Below are 12,835 nucleotides of genomic sequence, written 5' to 3' on the forward strand. Positions count from 1 at the left end.
CGAAAAGGCCTGTCTTTGTGTTGGTTTGGCAAATGCGTCTTATTTAGAAAACAATATTCCCATTAAAGGTCAGGAGCAAGGTGTGGTTATTTGTCCAGGACCCAATATGGCGTATTTTGATAAAGAAGTATCCCTTTTTAACATGATGCAACATATTTATGGAAAGGCATCTGTACTTGCAAATGTGAATAGACCCAATATGTTTGTAAAGGAATTGAAAATGTACATGGCGTATTTACAAAATGAAATAACTACAGTTTCAGAAGACATTACAAGCAAACAAATAAAAAAATGGGAAGCCTTTAAAAACAATCTGTTGGAAGGGATTACCTATTATCAGGAGTTGTTTGTTTCAAGCATTTCAAATGAAAACAAGCAAATTCAAGAAGAACTTGGTATTTATAAGCAAGAACTAACAGCTTTGATGATTCCGGAAATGGAACCGGTTTAATTTCACTAAAAAATAATTAAGAATCTGTTTTTCTATTATCAATTACCATCACAGGTTTTCTACTCATAATAGGGAATTGCAGTTTTTGAATAACTTTTTTATCGTGGATTTCAATTTTTGGGGACACACGCAATTTGGCCCTAAAATGATCTTTTATTCGAGACAGCAATTTATCGGAAGGTGTTTTGGTGGCTATTTTGATACAAATTTCGTCTGTGCCAATATTATTGTTTGAAATTTCTATAATGTAACATTCCACTTCGCTAAAATCGTTTAAAATATTATCCATGGCTGGTGGATATAAGGTCGTGCCTTTATATTTTATCATTTGTTTTTTTCTGCCTACAACAGGTCCAAGACGCATGGTGTTCCTACCACAGCCACAAGCTTCTGTATGAGCTTGTACCATATCTCCTGTTTTAAAACGCAACAATGGCATGCCTTCAACGCCTAACGTGGTAATGGTTAATTCGCCAACATGGTTTGCTGGAACAGCTTGATCGTTTTCGTCCAAAATTTCTGCAATAATCAATTCTGGGTGATGGTGTCCACCTTGCTGTTTTTCACATTCGTTAAATGCTGTGTTCATTTCGGTGGAGGCATAGGTTGAAAACAACTTTATATTCCATTGAGAGGTTATTTTTTCGGCCAAGGTGTTCAAGGAAAAATCTTGATTGCGCAAAGGTTCTCCAATACAAATGGCACCTTTAACACCTGAAGTTTTTAAGTCGATATCATGTTGTTTGGCATATTCTATCAATTTCAATAAAAAAGATGGAACAGCAATTAAATAGGTAGGTTTAAATTTTAAGATGGAATCCCATTGCAATTCTGGGATGCCTGCTCCAACCCTTATTATACCTGCACCAAGTTTTCTTGCTCCAAGAAAATAGGCCAATCCTGCCATAAAACGCCTGTCTATGGTGGTCATAAGTTGCATGACATCGTTTTCCGTAACACCAGAACAAGCAAAGGAAATGGCTTCGTTATAGGCCAACCGGTTTAAATCGTTATCGGTTAAAGCAAAGGTTACAGGATCTCCCAAGGTGCCAGAAGTTGTGACATAATCAATAATTTTATTTTTTTCCACACATAAAAAATCGTTGTTGTATTGTTGCAACTGATCTTTTGTGGTGGTAGGAATCTTGGCCAAGTCTTCTAATGAATTTATGGTATTGACATCAATATGGTGTTTTTTAAAAATACCTTGATAGTAAGGTGAATTCTTGTTTAAATACTGTAATAGGTCTTTCAGTTTCTCTTCTTGAAAGCGTTTTATGTCTTGGGATGATGCTTGTTCTATTTTGGGAATCATTCGTTTAATTTCCTTTTTATCTTCTTAATATACAAATCTATCTGTTCTTGGTCTGGAACGGTTGTAATTTCTTTGGTTTTTGCTTTTTCAAAAGCATTAAGGGCAGCTCTGTAATATTTTTTTTCATAATTGTATTTACCAACTAAATAATAGGCTTGCCAATATTCTGGATTAAGCTTTTGTAATTCTTCCAACATGATAGGAACTAGCTGCTCATTGTTGCTTATGGCTTTTTCAACTTGTCTGCTAAGAATGCGATAAGCTTCATAGTCCATATAGGCTTGAGTGTATTGAAACGGATCTTCTTCTATGGTTAATGCTAAATTGTTCAATGGTTCTGCCTGTTTGTTTTTTGGTGCTTCTTTAAAAATGGTATTCAAGTTGTAAGCAACAAATTCACCTAATTGGTAAGGGTTTGATGACACCCAAACCAAACGCTCTGCTGGTTTAAACACAATGCCATGATGTGCCAAAAGCTGATTTAAAGCTTTTTCATTACCATAGCCTATGGATGTATCATCCAACCCTTCTTTGTTTCGCAACATATGGACTGCAATTTCTGGAGTGAGTTTTGGTGTTTCGTTTAACAATTCTTCCATGCGTTGGTAACGATATTGCGAATGACTTTCAGCTTTGTGTTTGGTGTTTTTTTCATCATTGGCATAAGCCTCACTTTGAAAGTGATTAGAGCAAATTAACTGATTGGAGTTTTCAAGGTCATATACCCCAAAATTATTTGGAGAGACTTCTATGGTAATGGCACGATTGTCTTTGGCGCTTCCTATAAAAATGGATTCCGATACAAAAACCTGACGTTTTTTGGCAATGGCAATCGCTTCTTCAATATTGGAAGCATATTGCAAAATCTCTCGGGTAAGAATGGAAATAGGTGTTTTTGCTACCCAAGGAATATCCGATTTTCCAGCATTGATGGTAACGGTTAGGCCTTGATTGTTCATACCAGACACCACGCCCATCATGCCAGCCCAAGTAACAGACATGAAAGGATAGCCATTGCTGGGTTTTACAAAGGCAATTATTTTGTTTTTTGCAAAAGGGTCTCCTGCATAAAAATCGAAATTTCTTCCAATAATCAGGTTGCCATCTTCGGTTTTGTTTCCCCATGCTGCAAAAGACGAACAACCAACAAGCATCAAATCCTGAAGCGCATGTCCTATGTCGTGAGCACTATGAAAATATAGAATCCGTAAGTAATCGTCTGCAACGTAATCGTAGGTATCTCCTGCGTATTTAGAGACACCCAATATTTCGGATTTGTATTCTTCTGGAACGTGTAAATACATTTTTCGGTTGTACCAAGCCAGCATTTTTCGAAGTAGGTATTGCTTGAATTTAGAAGGTACCAATTCGTCCACCTTACTTAAAAACGCATGTTCTTGTTCTTCAAAAAGCTCTTGGGTTAAACTTCCTGTATTAAGTCCTATTTGGTATGGATCTCCAGACACAAACATTTCCCATTGGCCAAATTTATTTTTGGTGAGATAGCCTTTTTCAGTGATGAATGAACTGTCGGAAATTTTTTCCCGCTTAGGAATTTGTTGATTGTAGCTGCTAACGTCTGGAACATCTTTCAAGGATTTTGATACACCACAAGACATCAAGCTAAGCAGTAAAAATACAAGTAATATGTTAATTCTTACTTTCATGCCTGTTGAGGTTTTGTAGGTTTGTTGGCTTCTATAATTTTATTTAACAAATATTCCTGGCCTAGTATTTCCGAACAGGTTACCACAGCTCCAATGGTAACTCCTAAAATGCCATGCATATTTAAGCATTGTCCTGTAAACAGGAGGTTTTCTATTTTGGTTTTTGGTGAAATGAACGATTGCATGGATTTATTCACATCTTTGGCATAACCATACATGGAACCTTTATTGGTGGCTATATAATCCCTATAGGATAAAGGTGAGGAGGTATAGGTTTCCAAAATACATTCCCTGATGTTTGGGAACTTTTTTTCTAGTTCTTTAATGATTTTTTCGGCTTTTTCCTTTTTAAATTCTTCGTAAGTTTGCCCTCTTTCATTTTTATTTGCAACAGTGTTAAAGGTGTTGGCCCAAGGTTCTACCTCTTCATAACGCATGTAGGTCATAATGGTCATGTTGTCGGCATATTCATCGTTGTTTTTTTTAATTCCCATGGAAAGCATATAGTTTTCTGGCCAAGTATCTTGGGTATAATGTTGTGCTTTCCAAACAGCATCAATTGATTTGAAATGATAATAATTTTTGTTTAAATACTTAAAACAACCCGGTTTTAATACAATATATAAGCTAAAAGCTGCAATGGTACTTTCTAGGTTTTCAATTCTATTGGTATAGGATTTTCGCAATTTGCCTTCTCCAACAAGTTTTAAAGTGAGTTTTGGGTCTATGTTCGATATAAACAGGTCGCCTTCAATTTCATTACCATTTTCACACACAACGGAACGTATTTTATCTTCTTTGAATGTAAATTTTACGGCTTCATGATATTTGTACACTTCGCCTCCTGCTTCCAATAGTCTCCGTATTAAGAATTTGGTAATTTGACTGCCTCCATTTAAGCATCTGTACGCACTTTGAATATAGGAGTTTACAGATAGCGAATGCACATAAAAAGGGGTTTTGTAACCATCTCCTGCATAAAGGAAATTGGTTCCAGCCAAAACAGCTTGCAAACGTTTGTTGTTTGTTATGGATTCTAAAAACTCCCTTATTTGAAGCCTAAATACACCATCTGCATAAGGTCTGCCTAATTTTAAGCGATAGAGAGGAAACTTATCACAAGTTTCCTTTATTTTTTCGCAATAGGCTTTGATGGCTCCAGCTTCTTCAGGAAAATCCTTAATTAAACTTTTGCTGAATCTCTCGTAGCCTTGAGCATAGTTGTATTCGTTTTCATCGTCATCAAAAGTAATCACATCAAAAGCTTCTTCATCCATTTTTTTCAAGGCCAATTCCTCCATAATCCCTAAATAGTTGAAATATTGATAGAGGTTTTGCCCTTTGTTCAAACTGCCAATGTAATGAACTCCTGTATCGAATATGGATTTATCCCTTACAAAGGTTTGAAGGTTGCCACCATATTGCTGGTTTTTTTCCAAAACACAAACACTGTAACCTTCCTTGGCAAGAATAACGGCAGATACTAGACCTCCTAAGCCACTGCCAACTATAACAACATCGTATTTGGATTTTGGTTTCAAATAGTTTCTGTTTTGGTAAATATGAACAAGTTTTCTGTTTCTTGAACCACTTTAAACCCATGGTTTTTTAAAACATTTAAATATACTTCTTGATTTGCATGAAGCAAAACAATGTGTGTCACTCCATTTAAAATTAGAGTTTCCATCTGTTTGTTGTCTATTTGAAAATGATCTAGAATAAGCACCTCTGTTTTAACATTTAAGCTGTTATCTAAGCTATCTAAAACTGAAATACGATAGTGATTATTGCTTATGTAGCTGTTTTTTATAAGGTTGCTATAAGGTTTATCATTAAAGTAGGTATGGATTTTTCTGTCTGGTTTATCCAATGCCAATAAAAAATCCAATTGGCCACATGCTTTTGAAAAATGAAGGATGCTTGCTTTGTCGCCAACAACATCCATAATGGTTTTATAAGCTGTTTTGTTGGCCTTCAAGTCTGTTTTAACTTGTTGATAGACAGCATCACCTTTATACCTAAAATCTTCCAGGACCACTTTGTGAAAATAGGTTTCGTCTTCAACCTTGTTTCTAAAAGCTTGAAATTCCTGTTTGAAATATGAACTGATTTTCTTGGTTTTGTCTCTGGTGCTTCCTTTTAATCTATTGTCTTCAAAAGGTATTCTATCTAGAATGTTTACGGTTAAGGTGCCACTTTTTATAACAAAATTTCCCTTTGGAAGGATTTCAGAATTTCCATGAATCAATACAGGAACAAGATCCAGTTTAAACTGTTCGGCCAAAAAGAAAGCCCCTTTATGAAAACGTTTCATTTTGTTGGTATAAGAGCGTGTACCTTCAGGGAAAGCCATTAAACTATAACCTTGATCCACTTTTTTCTGTAAATGGGAAATCCCATTTTCTATACCACTGGAAACCGGATAAAAACCAGCCAATTTTACGGCTTTACCAAAAAATGGCGAATTATAGACCCAATCGTTTACCAGAAAGATAATTTTTGGGTGCAGCATACCAATAGCCAAAATGTCTAAAAAGGAAGTATGATTGGCAATAATGATTGCTTGTTTCTCAAAGGTTTCGTTTGAATGGTTAATTACTTTTGTTTTGAAAAACGGATAAGAATCCAAAACGGATTTCATGAATTTAGACATGACTCTGTGAAACCAATTCATTTTAATTTTCATGCTTATTGGAACCACTTTCATGACTGCAATTCCAAATAAGGATAGAAACAAGCCTCCCAAACCATAATACGCAAAGGAAATGGACGAATGAACAAACATGAGTACAGGCGAAGGTCTGTTGTGCTTGCTTCCTATAAAAAAACCAAACAATATAGGTTGCAGTGCAAACGAAATAAACATGGCAGACAATATACCAATTAGGGACACCAAAGAAATACTGTGTAATGCAGGATGTTTGGCAAAAATTAAAACGCCAACACCTAAAATAGTGGTAATTACAGAAAGTAAAATGGATGTTTTATGCGTTGGCAAGGAACGTTCCCCTGTTCGTAATTCGTGTAACAAGCCGTTGGTTATAAAAATACTGTAATCGATGCCCAAACCAAAAATAAAGGTTGAAATGATGATGTTGAAAATATTGAATTGAACGTCCAAAACTCCCATAATACCAATGGTTAGCAACCAAGTTAAGGCAATGGGAACTATGGTTACCAAGGTTAAAGAAAAACTGCGATAAAAAACCAGGAGCAGCAATAAAACAACTATAAACGAGTATCCAACCAAACTATTGAAATCGGTTTTTAGGTTACCCAAAAAGGTTTCGTTCATTTGCTTTCTGTCTATCACCAAAGTATGTGGCGTTTTTTCAAATTTGCTAAAAAGGTTTTCGGTTTGTTCGTCTTTTAATTTCACCAAGGTTGTAATGGTGGTAAAACCGTCTTTGGTTGCTATGTAATCATCAGTAGAGATGGTTTTAAAAGCTTTAAAGTCGGCTATGCTCAAGGTGTCAAAATCCGAATTTAAATGAGCATAGAATTCTTGAAAGCTATTGGGTTTAAATCCTAAATCCAAGCCACTTTCAATAAGGTTTTCTTGGACTGCTTGTTTTACTTCCTCTGTCCAAAAGTCTTTCCAATTGGATAAATGTTCATGTTGGATTTCAGTAGATTTTATCAAAGCACTTATAGAGCTAAAGCCTATGATGCTGTCTTTTTCCTTAAGGTGTTTCAAGGTTGAAAAAACGCTGTCGTTTGTTTTTAAAACGTCTTGTTTGTTTGTTCCATAACTGGCAATATATACCGATTTGGAATTGATGTTTGTTAGGGCGTCCAATCTGTCTTGCGCTTCCCGAAGGTCTTTCGGCTCAAAGTTTAAATTGGCCAAATCGTTATTAAACGTCACCTTATTGTAGGTAAAATAACTCATAACAAACAGTAGAACCAATCCTATTAAAACCCATTTGTTTTTATGAAGTGGATAAGCAGCCACGTTGTCAATAACTGTGGCTTTTTGTGTGTTTTTGCTTTGGTCCTTATAAACCAAAGGAATAAAAACAAGCGCAAAACTTGAAGCACCAAGCACACTTATGGCAGCAAAAAGTCCTAAGTCCTGAAGCGCTTGAGAGTCCAAAAACAGCAAACATAAAAAAGCCAATGCTGTTGTTAAGCTGCTCATTAAAATAGGCTTAGTAATTTCTTTATAGAGCGCTTTTACGTTGTTGTTGCTTCTAATATGAGTTAAAATATGCAAAGCATAATCTAAGGTAATACCAAGCAATACAGAGCCTATTCCCAAAGAAATGGCCGAAATGTTTGTTCGTATTAAAAAGAGTAAAGCTACAGCCAAAAGCGCTCCAAACGCTGTTGGTGCAAATAAAATAAGAGGTACGCTGAGCTTTCTGTAAAAAACAATCAATATAAGCAGTAAGATGGTTATGGCTATGCCAACCGTTAATTGAATGTCCTGTTTTATCTGTTTGGCATTGGCTACAGCTACTAAAGCGCCACCAAAGTATTCGCTGCTGACCTTTCCTTTAAATTCATGGTTTAATTTGGTGTTTAGGTTGTAAAGTTGTTCTGCAAAAAGGGCGTTTTTGGAAGTTTCACTAGATGGATGTGTGGGAGAAATAAACAATAAAATATGTTTCTTGTCCTTACTTAACAAAAAGCCATTGTGCATGGTAAACTCATTGCCAAAACTTAGCTGTTGTAATTTTTTTAAAGCTAAAAACGACACACCCAAAGGATCTCTTAAAATGGTTTCCTTAGCCACCATTCCGGAAGGGGAAATCAAGGTTTTGTAATTGGCTTTGGTAATGGCTTCTATACTATCCTTTTGGAGTTTGTTTTTTATGGTGTTGTAATCTGAAGATTCCAGGAAATGAGGCAAATTGTTGTAAACAAAATCCAAGGTGTTCAAGATTTCTTCATCTTCAACCTTGCCTTGAATTTTTGTGAAATAGTTGCTGGACGTGTTATGGATGCTATCAATAAATTGTGATGCGTATTGGGTTAAATCTGTAATGGAACCTGCTGATTCCCTCTTGATGTTAACAATAATTTTATCGGCAAAATTGACAGATTTTAAAACTTTTTGGGCATCACTATTTGTTTCGTTAATTGGGATAAGTTTAGTGATATCCTCTTCAAACTCAATTTTTGATGCCAAAAGCCCTAAGCTTAACACCACTAGCAATAATGCCACAAAGCCTATTATTTTTCTTGTGGCCAAGTAGGTGTGTATGTTGTAAAAAAAGTTAGTCATTTTTTAAAGCCATATTCTTCTTATTAAAAAAGCTGAAGAAAACAAATCCTGTGAAACCAAAAACAAGGGCTCCAATGGTTGCTAGGGTAAAACTTCCTACAAGATACGTTTTTAGATGTTTCAAAGCTTCAAAATCAGTCGTCATTTCTTCAATGGAATAGGAAATTTTTTCGCCTAAAACCCATTGTCCCAGTTCTAAACTAGCAAAAATAATAAAAGGAATAAAAGGAGGTAAGCTTACGTTTGAAAAAGCAAAAGCAATGGCTTTATTTAACTTTAAGAAAATGGCCAAGGTTATCACCAAAAACGTATGAAATCCCCAAAGAGGCGAAAAGCCTATAAAAGTTCCTAAGGCAATGGATAGTGCTTTCTTTTTTGGCGAATCGTTACTGCCAAGCAAATCTTCTATTAAAAATCGTTTAAGGCCTTTTTTTTTAATAATTTTTAACAGCCTTTTTGGGAAGTAGTAAATGGCTGTCAAGAAAACCAACCAGGTATTTAAGATGCTAATTCGGGTAAAATCCTTAAAGGGTCTAAAGTGCGACACGCGTTCAGACTCATCATATAATACTTGTATGGGAATGTTTTTAACTTCCACATCTTTCCAAGCTGTTTTTACAATAACTTCAATCTCAAACTCAAATTTAGTGGTGTAAAAGTTGAGTTTTTTAAGAACGTTTAATGGATATAACCTAAACCCAGATTGTGTATCTTGAAGCTTGATCCCAGTTTCTACCCAAAACCAAAAATTAGAAAACTTGTTTCCAAAACTGCTTTTTCCCGGAACACTTTCGTGACTCATGTTTCGAGCTCCAATAATCAAGATATCTTTGGCTTGGTTTTGTTCCAGCTCGTTGATAAAATGTGGAATATCGTTAGGGAAATGCTGTCCATCGGAATCGATGGTAATGGCAAACTTATAGCCCAAAGATATGGCGTGTTTAAAACCTTCCCTTAAGGCAACCCCTTTTCCTTTGTTTTCTGGAAAATGGACTTGCTGAATGTTAGGGTATGCTTTTAAAATGCTGGAAGTTGTGTCTGTAGAACCATCATTTACAACAATTAGGTTGTTGGTTAACTCCAAAACACCATTAATGACCCGTTTTAATGTGTGCTGGTTATTGTATGTTGGAATGATGACACATACACCTAAATCTGTAATTTTTTGTCTGGTTAGCTCTAAATTCACTTAAAAAAGCATGCTTTTGTTATAATGTCGAAATTACTGATTTTTCTTTTTATTATGAGTCCTTGTTCCAATTATTAAGATTAAAATTTCTGACCTGGTTTTTTGTTTTTATTTTTAAGTAAGTAGTTATAGTGTTTTAAAGCATTTACAATAGATTCTGCATGTTCGTGGCCTTCAACGCTTATTACCAATTTTTGTTTTTCCCATTTATCTTTTTTTTCGTTTACCAAAACTGGTACGTGTAAATTTAAAAAGGCCAAATCTTTATTCCTTCTATCTGGACTCCTAAAGGAATACACACTTTTAAAATCGTAAAGATTACTGCTAAGTTCTTTGGATTTGTCTTTATTAAAAAGGGTTAACCTTAAATACTCCCCTTCAAATTTGGCTTGGTACCCGTTTTTTAAATAGGCATTGTCATCATAACAGTATTTGCCAATGTACTCAATTAAAAAGGCCTGAGTTTCTTCCATGGAGATGTCTTTTTTATCCTCTTTTTTTGGCGACACATCAAAGATTTCTTCGTTGCCATTTTCAAAAATAATTTTTGAAACTTCAGATTTCTTTATGTGATAGGTAGGTCCAGAAAGGTTGTCAAATTTTTTATAGCTAACTGTTTCTACATGGATTTCTTCTACTTTGGCCAGGATTTCTTCATTATTTAATGTCCATATGGAGTCTTGAGCAGACATGGAAAGGGTAATACACACAAGGAGTAGGAAAGTAATTTTTTTCATGGGTTTGTTGGTTATTGGTTGATAATACTCTGTTTTTCTTGGTCTGAAAACACTTTAGATTGTAAGATATAATCTTTAATATGAGATTTTAAGTTTTTGGAAGGGATGTTTTTATACTGTTTAAGCAGAAACAGCTTATCCTCGTCTATGTGGTCTTTATACTTTAAAACTTTAGGAGTGTTTTCTTGAATACCTAGTCTAATAAACCGAGGTTCTATGGCATTAGGTTCTTTCTCTATGGCAAATTCTATATAGGAGACACCTTCAATAAAACCTTCTTTTTTGTCTTTTAACGTTTCGGCATATTTGGCCTTTAATGCAATGGAAGCTCCTTTGTAGGCAACCAAGGCGACATTATTTTGTTTGTTAATGTCTTTAAGCAGATTGTAAAAAGCCTCTATTTTGCCTTTGTCTTTATCGTTGGCTGCTTCTTTGTAAGCCACTCGAATATCGCTTAAGTTTTGAGTTAACGCAAAAAATCCAACAATGGTCATGAACAGAGTTACAAACTTCATTTAAAAACAGTTTTATATTACTAAGTAATTGTTTGTCAATTTTAGTGCCATAGTGTCTTCAAACATGGTGGTGTTTTTCACTTTGTATCCTGTGTCTGTTTGGGCAATATCCAATTCCAAAACCAAATCCGGTGTTTTTTCTGGATTGATAATGGCCATAAACTTAACATTGCTGGCCGACTCCATAAACAGTTTTTTGTCTACAATCTGTTCTGTAAGTTCCTTGATTATTTGCATCATACAAACACCAGGAGTTACTGGGTTTCCAGGAAAATGCCCTTTAAAAACCTCATGGTTTTTGTTAATGGTTATGTGCGCTGTTGCCAAATGGTCCTTTACGGTCAATTGGGTTATGGTATAAAAATCTTTTAGTAGCATGTTTATTCTTTTTTTGTTAAAAGGAATGTATATGTGAGACCAATTTGAAAAACAGAGTTAAATTGGTTTTTACTTTCATATAATTCTGATTCAAAATTATGAAAAGAGCCTGAATAGACATCAATTAAACCTTGTTTATATCGTGCTTCAATGGCTAACCCATTTTTAAATTCAATGCCTAAACCAAATGATAAGCTAAAGTCAATAAAAGTAACATCGTTACCATCCTCATCATTTCTATTCAAGAAACCAAAAAATGTGTCGTCTATATCAAAATCAAAACTAGGGGCTACTAACATATAAAAACCAGTTTCTGGAGACAAAAATAGTTTATTGGTAAAACCTAATGTTAAGTATTCCACATAAAGGTTATCTGAATCTTTGGTTTTTCCACCTTGGTTAGAATATCCTAATTCTGGTTGTAACGCATAGATGTTTGACAATCTAACTTGATATAACATGCCAAAATACGCATTGGTTTTTGAATCTAAATTAGCATTCGTTAATTTAGAAATATTGGCACCACCTCGAAACCCTATACCCTTAATGGATTGAGAGAAGGAGTTTTGTATTATACTTATAAAACATACAGCTAGAATTAAGTTTTTCATGTCATTAAAGAGTTAACAAAGAGGCTTTTTTATGACAAATTACATTCCAAATTTATAATAAACACTTAATTGAAACACAGAGTTCAATTTGGTGTTGCCGTTGTAGTAATTGTCGTTATAATCGTCATAATAATATTCGTAATAACCGTCCCTAACATCTATAATCCCTTGTTTGTATCTTGCTTCTATTCCCAAACCAATTGGAAACTCGTAACCAAGACCTCCAAACAAAGAGAAATCAACAGGAGTTACATCATAATACGCATCATTAGAAATGTTAAATTCCAAACTTGGACCTAAAATAAAGTGCAAGCCCAAATCTGGTACAAAATAAAACTTATTGGCAATACCTAAGCCCAAATAATGTGTGTTAACAACTTCATCTCTATTGGAAACAACAGGATCATAAGGTTCTGGACTGTAATGATATACGCCATTATAGCCTTGATTGGAATAGGTTAACTCTGGTTGTAGTTCGTAAAAATTGGCAAGATGGATGTTTACAAACATGGCACCATTTATACCAATAACCCTTTCAGAATTATAATGATTTGTAATGTTTGAAGCATTCATTCCCAAACGAATACCAGGACGCACTTTTACTTGTGAAAATGCTGGTAAACTTAGTGCAACGATTATTAAAGTTAAAAAAAGTTTTTTCATGTGTTGATATTTATTGTTTTCTAATGGTCACATGGAACACCCAAATTACCATTTCGCTGTGTGATTAAAGTTTAATAAT

At 34.8% G+C, this 12,835-nt stretch carries 10 protein-coding genes and 1 pseudogene; 1 reads left to right on the top strand and 10 read right to left on the bottom strand.

What is annotated here, in order from left to right; all coding sequences use genetic code 11:
- Positions 1 to 451: pseudogene (locus tag AACY93_RS13200) on the top strand (hypothetical protein); the annotation flags it as partial.
- Positions 452 to 467: 16 nt separating this feature from the next.
- Here AACY93_RS13200 and AACY93_RS13205 read toward each other — a convergent pair.
- The 10 genes from AACY93_RS13205 to AACY93_RS13250 all read right to left on the bottom strand — a co-directional run bounded on the left by AACY93_RS13205 (position 468) and on the right by AACY93_RS13250 (position 12,756).
- Positions 468 to 1,766 carry an AMP-binding protein gene (locus AACY93_RS13205; RefSeq protein ID WP_286852615.1) on the bottom strand — a complete coding sequence of 433 codons (1,299 nt, stop codon included), beginning with the start codon at positions 1,764 to 1,766 and terminating at the stop codon, positions 468 to 470.
- The gene (locus AACY93_RS13210) at positions 1,763 to 3,433 is read right to left on the bottom strand and encodes a C45 family peptidase (RefSeq protein ID WP_287006208.1); all 1,671 of its coding nucleotides are present in this window, start codon (positions 3,431 to 3,433) and stop codon (positions 1,763 to 1,765) included. Before AACY93_RS13210 ends, AACY93_RS13205 begins: the two co-directional genes overlap by 4 nt.
- Positions 3,430 to 4,974: an NAD(P)/FAD-dependent oxidoreductase gene (locus tag AACY93_RS13215; protein ID WP_287006206.1), complete on the bottom strand. Its 1,545-nt coding sequence runs from the start codon at positions 4,972 to 4,974 to the stop codon at positions 3,430 to 3,432. The genes AACY93_RS13210 and AACY93_RS13215 overlap by 4 nt, the downstream gene beginning before the upstream one ends.
- Complete coding sequence (locus AACY93_RS13220; protein WP_287006204.1) at positions 4,971 to 8,663, bottom strand: MMPL family transporter; 3,693 nt, start codon at positions 8,661 to 8,663, stop codon at positions 4,971 to 4,973. The genes AACY93_RS13215 and AACY93_RS13220 overlap by 4 nt, the downstream gene beginning before the upstream one ends.
- Positions 8,656 to 9,852, bottom strand: a complete 1,197-nt coding sequence (locus AACY93_RS13225; protein ID WP_286852611.1) for a DUF2062 domain-containing protein — start codon at positions 9,850 to 9,852, stop codon at positions 8,656 to 8,658. The genes AACY93_RS13220 and AACY93_RS13225 overlap by 8 nt, the downstream gene beginning before the upstream one ends.
- Before the next feature lie 80 nt (positions 9,853 to 9,932).
- A complete protein-coding gene (locus tag AACY93_RS13230; protein WP_286852610.1) occupies positions 9,933 to 10,589 on the bottom strand; it encodes a hypothetical protein in 657 nt (218 codons plus the stop codon).
- Between the two features lie 11 nt (positions 10,590 to 10,600).
- On the bottom strand, positions 10,601 to 11,104 hold the full coding sequence (locus AACY93_RS13235) for a hypothetical protein (protein ID WP_286852609.1): 504 nt from the start codon (positions 11,102 to 11,104) through the stop codon (positions 10,601 to 10,603).
- A gap of 12 nt (positions 11,105 to 11,116) precedes the next feature.
- A complete protein-coding gene (locus tag AACY93_RS13240) occupies positions 11,117 to 11,482 on the bottom strand; it encodes a 3-hydroxyacyl-ACP dehydratase (protein WP_286852608.1) in 366 nt (121 codons plus the stop codon).
- 2 nt (positions 11,483 to 11,484) lie between these two features.
- Positions 11,485 to 12,093, bottom strand: coding sequence for a porin family protein (locus tag AACY93_RS13245; RefSeq protein WP_286852607.1), 609 nt, complete (start codon positions 12,091 to 12,093; stop codon positions 11,485 to 11,487).
- 39 nt (positions 12,094 to 12,132) lie between these two features.
- Entirely contained in the window at positions 12,133 to 12,756 is a 624-nt protein-coding gene (locus AACY93_RS13250; protein ID WP_286852606.1) for a porin family protein, read from the bottom strand.
- Positions 12,757 to 12,835 lie beyond the last annotated feature (79 nt).

Origin of the sequence: uncultured Xanthomarina sp. (assembly GCF_963971605.1) — a bacterium.
GTDB classification, from domain to species: Bacteria; Bacteroidota; Bacteroidia; order Flavobacteriales; family Flavobacteriaceae; genus Xanthomarina; species Xanthomarina gelatinilytica.

Excerpts from the sequence above, each read along its gene's own strand:
- AACY93_RS13240 (WP_286852608.1), bottom strand. The coding sequence starts at position 11,482 with ATGCTACTAAAAGATTTTTATACCATAACCCAATTGACCGTAAAGGAC.
- AACY93_RS13245 (WP_286852607.1), bottom strand. The coding sequence starts at position 12,093 with ATGAAAAACTTAATTCTAGCTGTATGTTTTATAAGTATAATACAAAAC.
- AACY93_RS13205 (WP_286852615.1), bottom strand. The coding sequence starts at position 1,766 with ATGATTCCCAAAATAGAACAAGCATCATCCCAAGACATAAAACGCTTT.
- AACY93_RS13235 (WP_286852609.1), bottom strand. The coding sequence starts at position 11,104 with ATGAAGTTTGTAACTCTGTTCATGACCATTGTTGGATTTTTTGCGTTA.
- AACY93_RS13210 (WP_287006208.1), bottom strand. The coding sequence starts at position 3,433 with ATGAAAGTAAGAATTAACATATTACTTGTATTTTTACTGCTTAGCTTG.
- AACY93_RS13220 (WP_287006204.1), bottom strand. The coding sequence starts at position 8,663 with ATGACTAACTTTTTTTACAACATACACACCTACTTGGCCACAAGAAAA.
- AACY93_RS13230 (WP_286852610.1), bottom strand. The coding sequence starts at position 10,589 with ATGAAAAAAATTACTTTCCTACTCCTTGTGTGTATTACCCTTTCCATG.
- AACY93_RS13250 (WP_286852606.1), bottom strand. The coding sequence starts at position 12,756 with ATGAAAAAACTTTTTTTAACTTTAATAATCGTTGCACTAAGTTTACCA.